Genomic DNA, 16,769 nt, shown 5'->3' on the forward strand with positions numbered 1-16,769 from the left:
TTAAAACAAATCCTTTTCTAGACTCTTTGCCGGGAACCGAAATGGCACAGGGCCATCCGCATCACCTTGCAAAAATTGTTGCACTCTTGGATCGTCATTGTTGTACAGTTCCTCGGGAGACCCAGCAGCAATAATTTTACTATCAGCCATTAGATAAACCCAATCAGCAATACTCATCACTTCTGGAACATCGTGAGAAACGACAATCGAGGTTAAACCCAAGGCTTGATTCAAATTGCGGATAAGCTCAACTAAAACACCCATGGTGATTGGGTCTTGGCCGACAAAAGGCTCATCGTACATAATCAGTTCCGGATCCAAAGCAATCGCACGAGCCAACGCCGCTCGTCTTGCCATGCCGCCGGATAACTCACTCGGCATCAATTGAGCCGCACCACGCAAGCCTACCGCCTCAAGTTTAAGCAAAACAACAGTACGAATGAACTTCTCATTAAGCTCAGTATGTTCACGAAGGGGAAATGCTACGTTATCAAAGACATTGAGATCCGTAAAAAGTGCACCCGATTGAAAAAGCATGCTCATTTTTTTACGGGCTTGGTATAACTTACGGCGTGACAACGCAGGAATATTATCGCCATCAAACCACACTTCCCCAGCATCTGGAGGCAGTTGACCGCCAATCAAGCGAAGTAAGGTGGTTTTACCAATCCCAGACGGTCCCATGATTGCAGTAATTTTGCCTTGAGGTACCTCTAAGCTAATGTCATCAAAGATAACTCGCTCGCCTCGAGAGAAGCTGAGGTTTTTAACCTTCACAAGCTCAGTATTCAACATGACCTGTTGTTTCCTTGCTCTAAAAAACATCAATTATGGCTGTAATAATAATGAGTCTACTTTAGAATTAAAAGCACTGTTCGATTAATTACATAAAACAAAAAGACAGGCAGGGATTTGAAAGCATTGAAAAATTCACCTTTCGAGTGCATTTCTTTATCACTAACCCTGAATTAATTTGTAGAGTGACTTCCCTTTTATCTATCAACAAGTCAAAATTAGCGGTTAATTCTCCGTTTTTTATTAATTTTTAGGAATCATCATGCTTGAAGCGATTGCGTTTCTCATTATCGGTCTAGGTTTTTTGGTGTGGAGTGCAGATAAACTGGTTTATGGAGCCGCTGCTCTTGCCCGCAACTTCGGTATTTCACCTTTAGTTATCGGTATGACGATTCTTGCAATGGGATCTTCTGCGCCAGAAATGATGGTTTCAGCAACAGCTGCTCTCGACGGAAAAACAGATACCGCAGTTGGTAACGTTTTAGGTTCTAACATCGCTAATATCGCTCTGATTTTAGGTATTACAGCGCTTATCAAGCCACTATCTATCAGCTCTGGTGTGATTCGCCGTGAACTACCATTGATGATTGGTGTCACTCTACTTGCAGGCGCTTTGCTGTGGGACAACCATTTAGGGTTCTACGAAGGCGTGTTGTTGTTTGTTCTTTTTGCCGCATTCTTATTCGCAATGCTACAAATCAGCCGCAGTGAGAAGAAGAATGGTGATGCCTTTCTTGAAGAGCAAGAATCTGAAGTTCCTGAAGGTGTAAGCAACCCTAAAGCCGCAATGTGGGTGGTGGTTGGTCTAATTGTTCTGCCTCTCGCTGCCAATATGCTGGTTGATAACGCGGTTGTTATCGCGAAGTTCTTTGGTATGAGCGACCTTGTGATCGGTTTAACTATCATTGCCGTTGGCACCAGCCTACCTGAACTTGCAGCCTCTCTTGCAGGTGTAATGAAGGGTGAAGATGACATGGCCGTGGGTAATATCATCGGTTCAAACGTATTCAACATTCTTGCGGTTATGGGTATTCCGGGCATCTTAAATCCATCAATATTGAGTGAATTTGCGATGGGTCGTGATTTCTGGGTAATGCTAGGCGTATCCCTACTGCTTGTTGTAATGGCACTCGGTAAATCTCGCAGTGTGAATCGTATTGAAGGTGGCGTATTGATTGTGACGTTTGTGGCGTATCAAAGTTACCTACTAATGAACATGTCAGCTTAATTATTGATTTAACTTCCCGTACTTGGAGTATTTGATGTCTCAGTCATTCGATTATCGCAGTGTTGCAAAGCAAGTTTTGGAAACCGAAGTTGCAGGTCTTACTCAATTGGACCAATATTTTAATGATGATTTTTGCAAAGCTTGCGACCTTATCCTGAACAACAAAGGAAAAGTGGTTGTGATGGGAATGGGGAAATCTGGTCACATCGGCAACAAAATAGCAGCAACATTGGCAAGTACAGGTACATCCGCTTTCTTCGTACACCCTGGGGAAGCCGCGCACGGTGATCTAGGCATGATCGGAGCTGGTGATGTTGTGATAGCGATATCCAACTCGGGTGAATCAGGTGAGATCCTGAGCTTATTCCCAGTATTGAAGCGTTTGAACATCAAAATCATCAGCATGACTGGTAAGCCAGCTTCAAACATGGCGACGTTATCTGATATTCATTTACAAATATCCGTGCCAGAAGAAGCGTGCCCGCTAGGACTTGCACCAACAACCAGCACCACGGCAACCTTGGTGATGGGTGATGCATTAGCCGTCGCACTTTTACAAGCCAGAGGCTTTACTGCGCAAGATTTTGCTTTGTCTCACCCTGGCGGTGCTTTAGGTCGACAACTATTATTGAAGCTTGAAGATATCATGCACACTGGTGACGCACTCCCTGTCGTTGCACCTGATGCCCTAGTCAGAGACGCTCTACTAGAAATATCGCAGAAAGGTTTAGGTATGACCGCGGTTGTTGGCGATGACGGTCAAATGGCGGGTATTTTTACCGACGGTGATTTACGTCGTATCCTAGACAAGCGCGTTGATATTCATAGCACGCAGATCGGCGATGTAATGACACAGAACCCAACCGTTGCAGAACCAAACATGCTCGCGGTTGAAGGCTTAAATCTGATGCAAGCAAAAAGCATTAATGGTTTGATGTTATGCCATGAAGGTAAGCTAGTTGGCGCCCTAAATATGCATGACTTACTCAAAGCAGGAGTAATGTAATGACAAACACAGTAGAAACCTTATACGGCACAGCAGACGCAGCCGTATTTGAATTGGCAAAAGATATCAAGCTACTGATTTGCGATGTCGATGGTGTATTCTCAGATGGTCGCATCTACATGGGCAACAACGGCGAAGAGCTGAAAACCTTCCACACTCGTGATGGTTACGGCATTAAATCACTGATGAACGCAGGCATTGAAATCGCGATCATCACCGGTCGTAAATCTCAAATTGTTGAGAACCGTATGACAGCTCTTGGTATTAAACTTATCTACCAAGGTCAAGATGATAAAGTTAAAGCCTACCAAGATATTTGCGATAAGCTTTCTGTAGACCCAATCAATACGGGTTACATCGGTGACGATCTGATCGATTGGCCAGTGATGGAAAAAGTTGGCTTGAAGGTATGTGTGGCAGATGGTCACCCACTGCTTGCTAGACGAGCGAATTACGTGACAACCATTAAAGGTGGTCATGGTGCGGTGCGCGAAGTCTGCGACCTTATCCTACAAGCAAGAAATGAACTCGACATGCATAAAGGTTTAAGCATATGAGTTTTACTCGTATTATCTATTTAATACTCATATTTATTGCTTCTTGGTCGACCTATTACTTGTTCGACAAAGAGCAACAATCAACGATACAAGTAGCTCCAAATTTAGAGCTGCCGGCTTTTAGCGGCAAAAGCCTAGATAACATCAGTTATGACGAAAGCGGTATTCGTAGCTATCAGGTTGAATCAACCTACTTGGAACACTACTCCGTTGTTGGTGATACACATTTTCAAAACCCGGTTCTCTCAGTTTTCCGTGAAGGGCATACTATTGAATGGCAAGTGACCGCTGATCGCGCGATCATGGATGAAAATCAAGTCGTCACTTTTTATGATAACGTTGTAGCCAAGAACCTATTGCCAGAGGCGAGCTTCGATACCATGACAACCGATAAAATGGTTGTTGAGCTCACTAGCCGAGATTTTTATTCAGATACTCCGGTCCATATGATCGGTACATTTTTTGAAACTGAGGGACAAGCAATGAAGGGTAACTTCGGTACCAACAATGCAACCCTCTTTAATTCTGTTCAAGGTAGATATGAAACTCTTACACCTTAGTTTACTTGCTTTTGCCTTTGCTGCGCCAAGCGTATACGCCCTATCTTCGGATAGCGAGCAGCCTGTCTACATTGATTCAGACAGTCAGCAGCTGGATATGAAAAGCAACAAAGTCACATTCATCGGCGATGTTGTTCTTAAGCAGGGCAGCATCAATATCAATGCTGATAAAGTGATTGTTACTCGAAATGCGGTCAACGGTGAAATTGAAGAAATTCAAGGCTTCGGTAAGCCTGCAACCTTCTCTCAGCTTACTGACGACGGAAAGACACTTTATGGCGAAGCTGACGACTTACATTATCAGCTTGTTGCTGACAGATTGATCATGACTAAGAATGCAATGCTATCGCAAGATGGCAGCATCATTCGTGGCTCTAAAATCACTTACCAGATCGGCTCTCAAAAATTAGTCGCTGACAGTGGTGAAAACAAACGTGTATCAACGGTTTTACAACCTACTGAAGTGAACAAGTAATCATGGCAGTCCTTACAGCAAAGAACCTAGCGAAAACATACAGCAAGCGTAAAGTCGTAACCGACGTAAGCTTACAGGTAGAGTCAGGCCAGATCGTAGGATTACTTGGCCCCAACGGCGCAGGTAAAACCACGTCTTTCTATATGATTGTTGGCTTAGTTGCGCGTGATGAAGGCACTATCAGCATTGATGACCTCGATATCAGTATCTTGCCAATGCACAGTCGTTCACGCCTTGGTATTGGTTATCTGCCTCAAGAAGCGTCGATTTTCCGTAAGTTGTCAGTTGAGAATAACATCATGGCCGTTTTACAAACGCGTGATGAGCTGACTCACGAACAGCGTCAGGATAAGCTAGAAGACCTGCTTGAAGAGTTCCATATCCAACATATCCGAACCAGTAATGGTATGGCTCTGTCGGGTGGTGAGCGCCGTCGTGTTGAGATTGCCCGCGCACTGGCAGCCAATCCTCAGTTTATTTTATTGGATGAACCGTTTGCTGGTGTTGACCCAATCTCGGTTATTGATATCAAGAAAATCATTGTTCACCTACGTGATCGCGGCTTAGGCGTTTTGATTACCGACCACAACGTTCGTGAAACATTGGACGTGTGTGAAAAAGCTTACATTGTGAGCCAAGGACACCTGATTGCAGAGGGTACTCCTGAAGATGTTCTCAATAACGAACAAGTTAAACAAGTTTATCTAGGCGAACAATTCCGTCTATGATTATATAGAGAGTATCGAGAGTTCTTAGAATAATAACTAGGTAAGTACCACTGAATGAAACCCTCATTACAACTTAAGCTAGGCCAACAGTTAGCAATGACTCCTCAATTGCAGCAAGCGATCCGTTTGTTGCAATTGTCTACATTAGATTTGCAGCAAGAGATTCAAGAAGCACTAGAATCCAACCCACTACTCGATGTCGAAGAAGGCAATGAAGAAACGCCTACATCAGAAGAGAAACCTAGCAGTGACGAGAAAGAAACAGTTGAAACCGCAGAACCGGACTTACCTGATAGCTCCGAATTAATCGAAAAATCAGAGATTGGCAACGAACTAGAAATCGATACCACTTGGGAAGACGTTTATAGCGCAAATACCGGAAATACGGGTATTGCCATTGACGACGATATGCCCGTCTATCAAGGTGAAACAACTCAAAGCCTGCACGACTACCTACTTTGGCAACTCGACCTAACACCATTTTCTGAAACTGACAGAAGCATTGCTTTCGCGCTGATTGATGCCATTGATGACTATGGCTACCTCACTGTATCTTGTGAAGACATCCTTGAAAACTTCGATAGCGAAGAAGTAGAGCTTGATGAGATTGAAGCCGTCCGCAAACGAGTTCAGCAATTTGACCCACTCGGTGTTTGTTCAGTGAACCTACAAGATTGTTTGCTACTGCAACTGGCAACCTTCCCTCAAGACACACCTTGGCTCAACGAGGCTAAGTTAGTACTTACTAGCCATATCGATCAACTCGGTAATCGTGATTACAAACTGGTCATCAAAGAGACTAAGTTGAAAGAAGCCGAACTACGTGAAGTTTTGCAGCTCATTCAACAACTGGACCCTCGTCCTGGCAGTAAGATAACCCCAGACGAAACTGAATATGTCGTTCCCGACGTATCGGTATTCAAAGATCTGGGTAAATGGTTAGTGACCATTAACCCCGACAGCGTGCCTAAACTAAAAGTAAATCAGCAATACGCTGACTTAGGTAGCAAAGGTAATAGCGCCGATAACCAATACATCCGCTCAAATTTGCAAGAAGCGAAATGGTTAATTAAAAGCCTAGAAAGCCGAAATGAGACGCTACTCAAAGTTGCACGATGTATTGTTGAACATCAACGCGGTTTCTTCGAACATGGCGCAGAAGCCATGAAGCCGATGGTACTGAATGATGTGGCTTTAGCCGTCGACATGCACGAGTCGACCATTTCTCGTGTAACGACTCAGAAATTCATGCACACCCCTCGTGGCATATTTGAACTCAAATACTTTTTCTCTAGCCATGTCAGTACTGACAATGGCGGTGAATGTTCATCAACAGCAATTCGCGCGCTCATTAAGAAGCTTGTCGCGGCTGAAAATACCGCAAAACCTCTCAGTGATAGTAAGATTGCTGCTTTACTGGCTGACCAAGGAATTCAGGTAGCTAGACGTACGATAGCGAAATACCGTGAGTCTCTGGGCATTGCCCCATCGAGTCAGCGTAAACGTCTGCTGTAGCTTATTTAGTTAGCTATTTAAGTGATATATCAGGCAACAAACTGAAAAGGAAAGTCTATGCAAATCAATATTCAAGGCCATCACGTTGATCTTACCGATTCAATGCAAGACTATGTTCACACCAAATTCGACAAACTTGAACGCTTTTTTGACCATATCAATAGTATTCAAGTTGTTTTAAAAGTTGAGAAAATCAATCAGATTGCAGAAGCGACCCTTCATATAAATCAAGGCGAAATTCATGCAGCAGCAACAGATGAAAGTATGTATGCTGCGATTGATTCATTGGTTGATAAACTCGTTCGCCAACTCAACAAACACAAAGAAAAGCTAAGTAGTCACTAACATGCAATTAAGCGAAGTACTTTCATTGGACTGCACCAAAAGTGCAGTCCAATGCACAAGCAAAAAAAGAGCCCTTGAGCTCATCAGTCAAATCGCCGCTGAAAGCTGCGGTCAAGATTCAACAGAACTGTTTGAGTGCATGTTGAGCCGTGAAAAGATGGGCAGTACTGGCATCGGCAATGGCATCGCGATTCCGCATGCTCGTATGAATGTCAGTGATAAAGCGATTGCTGTATTACTGCAATGCCAAGAACCCATCGAATTTGATGCGATTGATAACCGTCCTGTCGACCTATTATTTGCTCTGCTTGTTCCTAGTGAACAATGTAAAGAACATCTAAAAACCCTTTCTTGTATGGCAGAACGACTTAACGATAAGCAGACCCTTAAACAGTTGCGTAATGCTCAGAGTGATCAAGAGCTTTACGACATCATGATTCAAGTGCCAACTTGCGAGCAATAGCATGCGATTAATCGTTGTTAGTGGCCAATCTGGGGCCGGTAAAAGTGTTGCGCTACGAGTCCTTGAAGACTTGGGATATTACTGTGTTGATAACCTACCAGTAAATCTACTCAGCGACTTTGTCGAATCAGTGCGCGAAATCAATCAGAACGTTGCCGTCAGCATTGATATCCGTAATCTGCCGAAAGAACCGAAATTGGTCACAGATACGCTAGAACAGCTAGAATCTGCAACCGACATCGACGTCAATGTGTTGTTCCTAGATGCAAGCAAGCAGACGCTACTGAAACGCTACAGCGAAACGCGCCGAATCCACCCTCTTTCGATTGGCCAAGACAAGTTATCACTTGAACAAGCTATCGACTTAGAGAAAACCCTTCTTACACCTCTCGCAGAGCAAGCTTGCATCGTCATTGATAGCAGTGACTGCAATCTTTACGAGTTAAGTGAAAAGGTTCGATTTAAAGTTGAAGGAAAAGAGAAGCAAGAGTTAATCATTGTCTTTCAATCTTTCGGTTTTAAATATGGTCTGCCTAGTGATGCAGACTATGTGTTTGATGTTCGTTTCTTGCCAAACCCTCACTGGGAGCCGGCTCTTCGACCATTGACTGGGCTTGATGCGCCTATCCATTCTTTTCTAGAAAAACACTCTGAAGTGCTTGAACTCAAACAACAGATCCAAGGCTTTGTTGAGCAGTGGTTACCGATGTTAGAGAAGAACAATCGCAGCTATCTAACAGTCGCAATTGGCTGCACCGGAGGCAAACATCGCTCGGTGTATTTAACGCAGAAAATTGGTGAATACTTCGACCAACTTGGACACCAAGTCCAAATTAGACACGCCTCCCTAGAGAAACAACAGCAGGTTTAACCATGGAATTAACTCGAACTGTACTGATCCAAAACCGTTTGGGTCTTCATGCTAGAGCGGCGGTAAAGTTAGTTGAGCTCGCACAAAGCTTTGATGCCACTATCACTATTCACAGTGAAGAAGACAAAGTCGCGACAGCTGACAGTGTTATGGGGCTGCTCATGCTGGAATCAGCGCAAGGCCAACATATCACCATTCAAGCCGCAGGGACTGATTCGCAACAAGCCTTGGATGCTGTCTGCCATTTAATTGAAGACAAGTTTGATGAGGGCGAGTAGCTCAAGATCACGACGCCAAATACCCAATAGTCCGGAGCAACTTCCGGACACGATTAAATCTTAGTTCTAGCTAAGTTTATGATTTAAATAAGCCCCAGAATTAAGTTACTATTCCAAGCATTGTTAGAATAATGAGATAGGAGGAAAATATGGCAGAGCAATTAGAATTCGACCAAGCTCACCAAACCCTCCAAGAAGTCAGCGAAGCCCTAGAAAACGGCCGATTTGTTCACGTACGCCGACTACTTCAGGACATGGAGCCTGAAGATATTGCACACCTTTTAGAAGCCTCCCCTCGCAAAAGTCGTGATGTACTCTGGCAACTCACCGATCCTGAAGACTACGGTGAAATTCTTGATGAGCTAAACGAAGACGTCAAAGATGCTCTTGTGTCGAAAATGGCACCAGAAACCTTGGCAGAAGCAACCGAAGGTATGGAAACCGATGACGTCGCGTACGTACTTCGAAGCCTACCCGACGATGTTTCTCGCGAAGTCCTTTCTCAAATGGACTCCGTTGATCGTGCCTTAGTTGAAACAGCACTATCGTACCCAGAAGATTCAGCGGGTGCGTTAATGAACACCGACGTAATCACGATCCGTGGTGATGTCGATGTTGAGGTCGTCCTGCGTTATTTACGTATGCGTGGTGAATTACCAGACGCTACCGATGCATTGTATGTTATTGACGACGACGAACGCCTGATAGGTAACCTATCGCTCAGCACACTGATTACGACGCAACCCGATGTTGCGGTTTCCGAAGTGATGGAAGATGCAGACGAAGCTATCGCGGTTGAAACCAGCGCCTCTGATATCGCTAGCCTGTTCGAACGTCGTAACTGGGTGTCAGCTCCTGTTGTCGATGTAAATCAACACCTTGTCGGTCGTATCACGATCGATGATGTGGTTGATGTCATTCGTGAAGATGCCGAACACTCAATGATGAGTATGGCGGGTATGGACGATGACGAAGATACCTTCGCTCCGGTCGTAAAATCCGCACGTCGTCGTAGTGTCTGGTTAGGCGCAAATGTTTTGGCAGCACTCGCCGCAGCGTCTGTGTCTAACATGTTTGAGGCGACACTGAATGAGATGGCAGCCATCGCTGTTTTGATGACCATCGTACCGTCCATGGGTGGTGTTGCAGGTAACCAAACCGTCGCTCTAGTCATTCGTGGTTTAGCACTTGGTCATATCGGTGACAGTAACAAACGCGAACTACTACTCAAAGAAGCCTCTATCGGCTTCCTTAACGGCATTCTATGGGCCGTTATCATTGGCGGTATAGTCGTAGCTTGGAAAGGCAATTGGATCTTGGGAGGCATTATCTCAGCAGCGATGATGACGAACTTGATTGTCGCGGGTATTGCAGGTGTAACCATTCCAGTGATGCTGAAGAAGATGAATATCGACCCCGCGCTTGCTGGCGGTATGGCTCTCACTACGGTAACCGATGTGATTGGCCTATCGGTGTTCTTAGGCTTAGCGACCATACTGATCTAGTTAGCAAAAACAGCTAGCCAATTTTTGGCGAAATATAGAAAACCAAAAGGGAGCCAATGGCTCCCTTTTTTAATTCGTCAATTAGTGTTAATTGAATTATTCGCCCGCGACTTTCATCGACTCAAGCAAGATAGAACCGGTTTGAATTTGCGAACGTGTTTCAACGTCGTTACCTACCGCTACAATCTGAGTGAACATGTCTTTTAGATTGCCCGCGATCGTCACTTCCGATACCGGGTATTGGATCTCTCCATTCTCAACCCAGAAACCTGCTGCGCCACGAGAGTAATCACCGGTTACGGTATTCACACCTTGACCCATCACTTCAGTCACAAGGAAACCTGTGCCTAATTCTTTTAGCATTTGCTCAAAGTTTTGACCGGTAGATTTAACGAACCAGTTATGAATACCACCCGCATGGCCTGTCGGTGTCATTTCCATCTTACGTGCTGCATAGCTAGTAAGAAGGTAAGTTGCTAACACACCATCCGTGATAATTTCACGATCTTGAGTGTAAACACCTTCGCTGTCGAACGGACTTGAAGCCAAACCACGCAAGATATGTGGACGCTCAGAAATATTGAACCAATCTGGCAGGATTTTCTGACCTAGGTGATCCAGTAAGAACGAAGACTTGCGGTAAAGGTTGCCACCGCTAATTGCCATCACAAGGTGGCCAATTAGGCCTGTAGCGACGTCGTTAGCGAACATAATTGGGTATTGACCTGTTGGAAGCTTCTTCGCATCCAAACGGCTTACAGTCTTTTCTGCGGCTTCTTGACCAACACGCTCAGGCGTCCAAAGCTCATCACGGTGACGTGCAACGGTGTAGCTGTAATCACGTTCCATTTCGCCATTAGCACCTTCACCAATCACACAACAGCTTGTGCTATGACGGCTTGATGCGAAGCTGGCTAGTAGACCGTGACTATTACCATAAACCTTAACGCCATAATGGCTGTCGTAGCTTGCGCCATCACTTTGTTTGATCTTGTCGCTGTACGCGAGCGCTTGTCTTTCGGCAGCAATCGCAATCTCAGCGGCATAGTCAGGGTTCGGCTCGTCAGGGTGAAAAAGATCCAAATCAGGAATTTCTTTCACCATATATTCTTTAGGTGCTGGACCTGCAAACGGGTCTTCAGAAGTGTATTGAGCAATATCAAGCGCGGCTGCGACGGTTTGAGCAATCGCCTTCTCGCTCAGATCAGATGTAGATGCGCTGCCTTTCTTCTGGCCGCGATAAACAGTAATGCCTAGAGCACCATCACTATTAAATTCAACGTTTTCCACTTCACACATACGTGTTGAAACACTTAAACCCGTTGACTTAGTAATAGCGACCTCAGCTGCGTCTGCACTCACTGATGCCATATCCAACGCTTTAGCTACTGCGGCTTCTAGCTCAACTCTTTGCTGGGCGACTTGCTGTTTTACATCCATATCTATTCTAATTTTTTAGGTCAATATTACGTAGGATAACAAGAATTTCGCTTTCTCCCCAAGATTCTTGCTAAAATAGGCAATATATTCGTTTGAGATAGTGACATAGGCAGAAAAGATGGCTCGCAAAAACCAAAAAGCCCCATGGGAACCAGAAGAAGAAATCATCTGGGTAAGTAAGACTGAAATGAAAACGGACATGGACGCCCTGCAAAAGCTGGGAGAAGAGCTTGTTGAACTAAAGCCTTCTATTCTTGATAAGTTTCCTTTGTCTGAAGATCTGGCTTTAGCGATTAAAGATGCACAGCGCTTTAAAAATGAAGCAAAGCGCCGTCAGCTTCAATACATTGGTAAAGTAATGCGTAATGTAGATCCAGAGCCGATTCAAGCGGCTTTAGATAAGATTCGCAACAAACACTCTCAAGCAACAGTTGAACTGCACAAACTAGAGCAACTGCGTGACCGCGTTGTTGCTGAAGGCGATGCTGCCATTTCAGACGTGATGGATATGTACCCTGAAACAGACCGTCAGCGTCTTCGTCAGCTAGCTCGTCAAGCTAACAAAGAGAAAGCGGCAAATAAACCTGCTAAGTCTTCTCGTGAAATCTTCCAAATCTTAAAAGAGCTAAAGCTAGGCGATTAATCTTCGTCTCCCTTTACTCAGAAAGATAGTAAAAGACCTAGCACATGCTAGGTCTTTTTGTATTCGACGCTCTCAATATTAAGAAGTATTCAATATCAGGAGTCAGTCGTTATTCTCCGGCTCGAACAAAGGAACTCAATTCGCCTTGTGGGTGATCGACAGTTAGTGCATCTATCGAGTCTTCGACTAAAACCTTACCCAGGGCCACAAACACAAACTTGTTCGCGATACTGCGCGCATCACCTAAGTGGTGTGTCACCATCAAAACAGTAATGTTTCGCTCTGCTGCTAATCGCTTCACTAAGCTCAGCATCTCTTCACGAAGCAAAGGATCAAGCGCCGAAAAGGGCTCATCAAGCAGCCAAATGTCATGTGGCTGTACGAAGCATCGAGCTAGCGCTACACGCTGACGTTGACCGCCCGATAAATGCTCCGGCAATCTATCCAAATACTCCGCGACCCCAACTTGTGCGGCTGCTTGCTCAACTTCAAGCTTTTGGGTTGCCGTAAGCTTTAACCCTGGGTGCAGCCCCAAACCAATATTTTCACGCACGGTGAGATGGGCAAACAAGTTATGCTCTTGGAACAACATAGCTAATGGGCGTTGGTGCGCCTCTTTACCTATCAAAGATTGCCCTGCTACCGAGATCTCACCCGATGTCGGCTCAATAAAACCAGCAACCAGTGCCAGCAGTGTTGATTTACCCGCCCCACTAGGCCCCATCAGTGCAACAATGTCGCCCTGCTCTGCTTGAAAATCAAAACTAAACAACTCTCGGTGATAGTGGTAGTCCACATCTTTCATCACTAACATCATCGGTTCCTTAACCCTTTAGCATCTAGCTTTGAGTTTCGTGTAAATAAAAATTCAATCAGACTAAAACTGCTGACACTCAATAACAGCAGACTGACCGAAACAACGGCGGCGGCTTCCATCTGATAGCTGCCTAGCAATTGGAACAGATACAAAGGTAGTGTTCTAAAATCATGACTGCCAAACAAGGCAATCGCACTTAAGTCTCCCATTGCAAGCATGAAGCTAATCGAGAATGCGTGCGCCATAGGTTTACGTAATGCCCGCCATTCCACGAGTCTGAATCGGGTAAAGCCGGTCATCCCTAAGCTCGCGCACACATATTGATACTGCTGAGACAGGTGCAACATAGGTTGAGCCAAGGTTTTAATCACGTAAGGCAGCGCCATCAAACTGTTTACTGCAATCACAATAAAGAAAGCCAAGCTGAACACATCGGTAAATGAACGCAGCAATAAGAAAAGACCAGTACTGATGACTAGACCCGGCGTCACTAAGATAATAGTGCCAATCAGTTCGATTTTATCGGCTCGAAAATTCTTATTCTGCAAACGCCACGCACGACTGGTAAGCAGTATCGCAATACCAATAAAAACGGCGATAACACTGGCCAAAGAAGCGACACGAACTGAGGTCATTAACGCCGCCCAAAACGGTTCACTGCTGAGTACCGTCAATGCTTGTGAATTAATACCACTAAAGATAACCATGGCTAATGGCGGCAATACCAGCATTGAGACTACGATGATCCAAAAGCTATCCCAAGCCTTTGACCACCAGCTGTCCTTAACCAAATATTTCTCTTCCGACAGCTGGCTGGCTGTCACGGAGATAGGCTTAGACAGGCGCTGAATACTCACCGCTAACACACCACACAGTAGCATTTGCCATATTGCGAGTAACGCACCAGCCTGTAAGTCAAAGTCGAATTTAATCGCTTGATAGATGGCTAGTTCAATAGTGGTCGATTTCGGGCCGCCACCAAGAGCCATCACTGTCGCAAAGCTGGTAAAGCACAACATGAAAACTAAACCACAAACATGTGGTAATTGCTGCCTTAAACGCGGCCATTCAACCCATTTGAATTTATTCCAATGGCTCATCCCCAAATGCGCACACAGCTTGTGTTGCTCGGCAGGCACGGTATCCAAAGCTTGTAAAAGTAAACGGCTAGCATAAGGCAGATTAAAGAAGACATGCGCCAGCAAAATGCCATTCAAGCCATAAATCGAGAATGGTAATTCAATGTCGAAGTTAGCCAAAAATTTAGCTAACCAACCACTATTCCCATAAATCGCGAGCAAGCCAAAGACACCGACTAACACAGGCAGAACCAAAGTCGACGCGAACAGTCTTAACAACAAAGCTCGTCCAAAAAATTGCCTGCGACACAGAGCGTGAGCAACGGGTATAGCAAAGCCAACACTCAGCACAGTTGAGAGTATCGCTTGATAAAAACTGAATTTCGTTACATGCCAATAGTAAGGATCTGACCATACTTGGCTGATATCAAGAGAAGGGGCATTGCTAAGCAATGCCCCAACTGCTGAAACCACGAAGGCGGTAATGAGTATCGCAACCCAGATCCCGACCTTAGGTGTTTTCTTTATCATAAATAAATTATTTACCGTAAATGGCTCATTCCAAACATCACGAATAAGCCTTTTAATTACAGGACGCTCATTTTTTTAATAGTAAGTTAAAAAGTAAGTGCACTCTGCCATTCACGAATCCAAGGCTTGCGCTTAGCGGCAATTTCTTCAGGCGTAAAGCTCAGAGCTTTCTGCGGTACCGTTAACTGTTCGAACCCTTTTGGTAGTTCGATGTCAGTCACTGGGTACATCCAGTTGCCCGTTGGCATCGCTGATTGGAACTCGTCACTTAGAATAAACGCCATAAACTCATCAGCAAGTTTCTCGTTCTTGCTGCCTTTGACCTTAGCTGCCACTTCAACTTGAGTGTAATGACCTTCTTCAAAGCTTGCTGCTGCGTACTTAGAATCACTTTCTGCAATGATGTGGTAAGCCGGAGAAGTCGTGTAAGACAACACTAAATCCGACTCGCCTTCTAAGAACATAGAGTAAGCTTCAGACCAACCTTTAGTCACAGTAACCGTTTTCTGAGCGAGCTTCTTCCACGCGGCTGTCGCTTCATCACCGTAAACCGACTTCATCCATAGCATCATGCCTTGGCCTGGTGTTGATGTACGTGGATCTTGATAGATAACCTTGAGGTCATCACGCTGCTCAACCAATTCTTTCAAACTCTTAGGCGGGTTTGCTAATTTCTCTTTGTTATAGATAAACGCAAAGTAACCAAAATCATAAGGAACAAAGGTGCTGTCGTTCCAACCGTTAGGAAGTGTCACTGATGACGTATCAACACTGTGCTCAGCTAATAAGCCCGTCGCTTTCGCCTCAGCCATTAGATTGTTATCTAGGCCTAACACGATGTCTGCTTTGCTGTTACCACCTTCAAGACGCAAGCGGTTAAGAATAGACACGCCATCTTCTAGCGCGACAAAATTCACATCACAGCCACACTTTTCTTCAAATGCTTTTTCAACGACAGGACGAGGGCCCCAATCCGCAGCAAAAGAATCATAGGTATATACAGTTAGAGTATTGTCTGCAGCAACGGCAGAAAAAGAGATGGCTGTAGTAACAGCAAGGGTTGTTAATGTGAATTTCACTGGACGCTCTCCATGGTCTGAGCGGCACAGGTTTGAGGGAGGAGAACGGTAGAAGTTGTTCCTAACTCAATTCCTACGCCAGCATTATCTGGTTCAGGTTTACGGGTCCCAAGCACTTGCTTGATCTCAGCTCGCATTCATTATTTGAATGGTTAGCTCCCCGATGAGTGTTCAGAATTGTAATTCGAATTTTAACAATAAGCTATCAAGTTTGGATCAATTACGTTGATCGTAACCCCAACGTGGCACTAAACCTTGCTCAATACCAAGATGATCCAAAATACGCGCCACCATAAAATCGACCAGATCTTCGATCGACTTAGGTTGGTGATAAAAACCCGGAGCCGCAGGCATGATCGTTACGCCCATGGTCGAGAGTTTGTGCATGTTCTCTAGATGCAGCGTAGAAAATGGCGTCTCACGAACCACCAACAGCAGCTGGCCTCGCTCTTTCATAACCACATCAGCAGCTCGCTCAATCAGGTTATCTGATAGACCATGAGCAATTGAAGCTAAGCTTCCCGCAGAACATGGACACACCACCATCTGCTTCGGTGCTGCAGAACCAGAGGCAACCGGTGAGAACCAGTCATCTTTGCCACACACCACCAGCTTTTCTGGGTCGCAACCTAAATGCTTAACCAAAGCTTGTTTCGCAGCATCTGGCCCAGCAGGTAACTTAAGTTCATGCTCAGTCGCCAACACCACTCGCGCTGCCGACGATATCAGCAAATAGACCTGATAATCTGCCGCCAATAGGCATTCAAGTAAACGCAGTCCGTAAGGCGCACCAGATGCGCCTGTGAAAGCGAGGGTTATAGCTTTATCGTGTTTTGTCATGTTCTCAATTACTT

The 16,769-nt window shown here is 45.0% G+C and carries 19 protein-coding genes and 1 riboswitch; of the genes, 13 read left to right on the forward strand and 6 right to left on the reverse strand.

The genetic code is table 11. The annotated features are described in order from the left end of the window. Complete coding sequence (gene mlaF, locus AC3CKG_RS14450; RefSeq protein ID WP_065104179.1) at nt 1-795, reverse strand: phospholipid ABC transporter ATP-binding protein MlaF; 795 nt, start codon at nt 793-795, stop codon at nt 1-3. A gap of 262 nt (nt 796-1,057) precedes the next feature. On the opposite strand from mlaF, the gene AC3CKG_RS14455 reads away from it, so the two are divergent. From AC3CKG_RS14455 to mgtE, 12 genes are all read left to right on the forward strand, one after another. Then, complete coding sequence (locus tag AC3CKG_RS14455) at nt 1,058-2,023, forward strand: calcium/sodium antiporter (RefSeq protein ID WP_017107773.1); 966 nt, start codon at nt 1,058-1,060, stop codon at nt 2,021-2,023. Between the two features lie 34 nt (nt 2,024-2,057). Beyond that, the gene (gene kdsD, locus AC3CKG_RS14460; protein WP_017107772.1) at nt 2,058-3,029 is read left to right on the forward strand and encodes an arabinose-5-phosphate isomerase KdsD; all 972 of its coding nucleotides are present in this window, start codon (nt 2,058-2,060) and stop codon (nt 3,027-3,029) included. After that, nucleotides 3,029-3,586 (forward strand): 3-deoxy-manno-octulosonate-8-phosphatase KdsC, encoded by a 558-nt coding sequence (kdsC, locus tag AC3CKG_RS14465; protein WP_017107771.1) that lies wholly within the window; start codon nt 3,029-3,031, stop codon nt 3,584-3,586. The genes kdsD and kdsC overlap by 1 nt, the downstream gene beginning before the upstream one ends. After that, nucleotides 3,583-4,146 carry an LPS export ABC transporter periplasmic protein LptC gene (lptC, locus tag AC3CKG_RS14470; RefSeq protein WP_065104181.1) on the forward strand — a complete coding sequence of 188 codons (564 nt, stop codon included), beginning with the start codon at nt 3,583-3,585 and terminating at the stop codon, nt 4,144-4,146. Before kdsC ends, lptC begins: the two co-directional genes overlap by 4 nt. Further along, on the forward strand, nt 4,127-4,621 hold the full coding sequence (lptA, locus tag AC3CKG_RS14475; RefSeq protein WP_099165091.1) for a lipopolysaccharide transport periplasmic protein LptA: 495 nt from the start codon (nt 4,127-4,129) through the stop codon (nt 4,619-4,621). The genes lptC and lptA overlap by 20 nt, the downstream gene beginning before the upstream one ends. Nucleotides 4,622-4,623: 2 nt before the next feature. Continuing rightward, entirely contained in the window at nt 4,624-5,349 is a 726-nt protein-coding gene (lptB, locus tag AC3CKG_RS14480; protein ID WP_017107768.1) for an LPS export ABC transporter ATP-binding protein, read from the forward strand. Nucleotides 5,350-5,403: 54 nt separating this feature from the next. Continuing rightward, the gene (locus AC3CKG_RS14485) at nt 5,404-6,864 is read left to right on the forward strand and encodes an RNA polymerase factor sigma-54 (protein WP_017110568.1); all 1,461 of its coding nucleotides are present in this window, start codon (nt 5,404-5,406) and stop codon (nt 6,862-6,864) included. A 57-nt stretch (nt 6,865-6,921) separates the two neighbouring features. Next, nucleotides 6,922-7,209: a ribosome hibernation promoting factor gene (gene hpf / locus AC3CKG_RS14490; protein ID WP_017107766.1), complete on the forward strand. Its 288-nt coding sequence runs from the start codon at nt 6,922-6,924 to the stop codon at nt 7,207-7,209. Nucleotide 7,210: 1 nt separating this feature from the next. Further along, nucleotides 7,211-7,672, forward strand: a complete 462-nt coding sequence (gene ptsN / locus AC3CKG_RS14495) for a PTS IIA-like nitrogen regulatory protein PtsN (RefSeq protein ID WP_017107765.1) — start codon at nt 7,211-7,213, stop codon at nt 7,670-7,672. Between the two features lies 1 nt (nt 7,673). Continuing rightward, nucleotides 7,674-8,543 carry an RNase adapter RapZ gene (gene rapZ, locus AC3CKG_RS14500; protein WP_017110570.1) on the forward strand — a complete coding sequence of 290 codons (870 nt, stop codon included), beginning with the start codon at nt 7,674-7,676 and terminating at the stop codon, nt 8,541-8,543. A gap of 2 nt (nt 8,544-8,545) precedes the next feature. Beyond that, nucleotides 8,546-8,821, forward strand: a complete 276-nt coding sequence (locus AC3CKG_RS14505; protein ID WP_017110571.1) for an HPr family phosphocarrier protein — start codon at nt 8,546-8,548, stop codon at nt 8,819-8,821. A gap of 149 nt (nt 8,822-8,970) precedes the next feature. Beyond that, on the forward strand, nt 8,971-10,326 hold the full coding sequence (mgtE, locus tag AC3CKG_RS14510) for a magnesium transporter (RefSeq protein WP_065104182.1): 1,356 nt from the start codon (nt 8,971-8,973) through the stop codon (nt 10,324-10,326). 96 nt (nt 10,327-10,422) lie between these two features. On the opposite strand, the gene pmbA is transcribed toward mgtE, so the two are convergent. Further along, on the reverse strand, nt 10,423-11,766 hold the full coding sequence (gene pmbA, locus AC3CKG_RS14515) for a metalloprotease PmbA (RefSeq protein ID WP_099165089.1): 1,344 nt from the start codon (nt 11,764-11,766) through the stop codon (nt 10,423-10,425). Between the two features lie 118 nt (nt 11,767-11,884). Between pmbA and yjgA the strand changes: the two genes are divergently transcribed. Next, nucleotides 11,885-12,409: a ribosome biogenesis factor YjgA gene (gene yjgA / locus AC3CKG_RS14520; RefSeq protein ID WP_488528513.1), complete on the forward strand. Its 525-nt coding sequence runs from the start codon at nt 11,885-11,887 to the stop codon at nt 12,407-12,409. A gap of 109 nt (nt 12,410-12,518) precedes the next feature. Here yjgA and thiQ read toward each other — a convergent pair whose 3' ends face one another. The 4 genes from thiQ to AC3CKG_RS14540 all read right to left on the reverse strand — a co-directional run bounded on the left by thiQ (nt 12,519) and on the right by AC3CKG_RS14540 (nt 16,755). Continuing rightward, nucleotides 12,519-13,223 carry a thiamine ABC transporter ATP-binding protein gene (thiQ, locus tag AC3CKG_RS14525; protein ID WP_099165088.1) on the reverse strand — a complete coding sequence of 235 codons (705 nt, stop codon included), beginning with the start codon at nt 13,221-13,223 and terminating at the stop codon, nt 12,519-12,521. Continuing rightward, complete coding sequence (gene thiP / locus AC3CKG_RS14530) at nt 13,223-14,836, reverse strand: thiamine/thiamine pyrophosphate ABC transporter permease ThiP (protein ID WP_488528514.1); 1,614 nt, start codon at nt 14,834-14,836, stop codon at nt 13,223-13,225. Before thiP ends, thiQ begins: the two co-directional genes overlap by 1 nt. Before the next feature lie 86 nt (nt 14,837-14,922). Beyond that, nucleotides 14,923-15,915: a thiamine ABC transporter substrate binding subunit gene (gene thiB / locus AC3CKG_RS14535; RefSeq protein ID WP_076669205.1), complete on the reverse strand. Its 993-nt coding sequence runs from the start codon at nt 15,913-15,915 to the stop codon at nt 14,923-14,925. A gap of 53 nt (nt 15,916-15,968) precedes the next feature. After that, nucleotides 15,969-16,088: riboswitch (TPP riboswitch) on the reverse strand. A 43-nt stretch (nt 16,089-16,131) separates the two neighbouring features. Continuing rightward, nucleotides 16,132-16,755 carry a flavin prenyltransferase UbiX gene (locus AC3CKG_RS14540; RefSeq protein ID WP_016787846.1) on the reverse strand — a complete coding sequence of 208 codons (624 nt, stop codon included), beginning with the start codon at nt 16,753-16,755 and terminating at the stop codon, nt 16,132-16,134. Between the last annotated feature and the right edge of the window lie 14 nt (nt 16,756-16,769).

The organism is Vibrio sp. QJM3NY_15, assembly GCF_057785995.1.

Excerpts from the sequence above, each read along its gene's own strand:
- mlaF (WP_065104179.1), bottom strand. The coding sequence starts at position 795 with ATGTTGAATACTGAGCTTGTGAAGGTTAAAAACCTCAGCTTCTCTCGA.
- AC3CKG_RS14455 (WP_017107773.1), top strand. The coding sequence starts at position 1,058 with ATGCTTGAAGCGATTGCGTTTCTCATTATCGGTCTAGGTTTTTTGGTG.
- kdsD (WP_017107772.1), top strand. The coding sequence starts at position 2,058 with ATGTCTCAGTCATTCGATTATCGCAGTGTTGCAAAGCAAGTTTTGGAA.
- kdsC (WP_017107771.1), top strand. The coding sequence starts at position 3,029 with ATGACAAACACAGTAGAAACCTTATACGGCACAGCAGACGCAGCCGTA.
- lptC (WP_065104181.1), top strand. The coding sequence starts at position 3,583 with ATGAGTTTTACTCGTATTATCTATTTAATACTCATATTTATTGCTTCT.
- lptA (WP_099165091.1), top strand. The coding sequence starts at position 4,127 with ATGAAACTCTTACACCTTAGTTTACTTGCTTTTGCCTTTGCTGCGCCA.
- lptB (WP_017107768.1), top strand. The coding sequence starts at position 4,624 with ATGGCAGTCCTTACAGCAAAGAACCTAGCGAAAACATACAGCAAGCGT.
- AC3CKG_RS14485 (WP_017110568.1), top strand. The coding sequence starts at position 5,404 with ATGAAACCCTCATTACAACTTAAGCTAGGCCAACAGTTAGCAATGACT.
- hpf (WP_017107766.1), top strand. The coding sequence starts at position 6,922 with ATGCAAATCAATATTCAAGGCCATCACGTTGATCTTACCGATTCAATG.
- ptsN (WP_017107765.1), top strand. The coding sequence starts at position 7,211 with ATGCAATTAAGCGAAGTACTTTCATTGGACTGCACCAAAAGTGCAGTC.
- rapZ (WP_017110570.1), top strand. The coding sequence starts at position 7,674 with ATGCGATTAATCGTTGTTAGTGGCCAATCTGGGGCCGGTAAAAGTGTT.
- AC3CKG_RS14505 (WP_017110571.1), top strand. The coding sequence starts at position 8,546 with ATGGAATTAACTCGAACTGTACTGATCCAAAACCGTTTGGGTCTTCAT.
- mgtE (WP_065104182.1), top strand. The coding sequence starts at position 8,971 with ATGGCAGAGCAATTAGAATTCGACCAAGCTCACCAAACCCTCCAAGAA.
- pmbA (WP_099165089.1), bottom strand. The coding sequence starts at position 11,766 with ATGGATGTAAAACAGCAAGTCGCCCAGCAAAGAGTTGAGCTAGAAGCC.
- yjgA (WP_488528513.1), top strand. The coding sequence starts at position 11,885 with ATGGCTCGCAAAAACCAAAAAGCCCCATGGGAACCAGAAGAAGAAATC.
- thiQ (WP_099165088.1), bottom strand. The coding sequence starts at position 13,223 with ATGTTAGTGATGAAAGATGTGGACTACCACTATCACCGAGAGTTGTTT.
- thiP (WP_488528514.1), bottom strand. The coding sequence starts at position 14,836 with ATGATAAAGAAAACACCTAAGGTCGGGATCTGGGTTGCGATACTCATT.
- AC3CKG_RS14540 (WP_016787846.1), bottom strand. The coding sequence starts at position 16,755 with ATGACAAAACACGATAAAGCTATAACCCTCGCTTTCACAGGCGCATCT.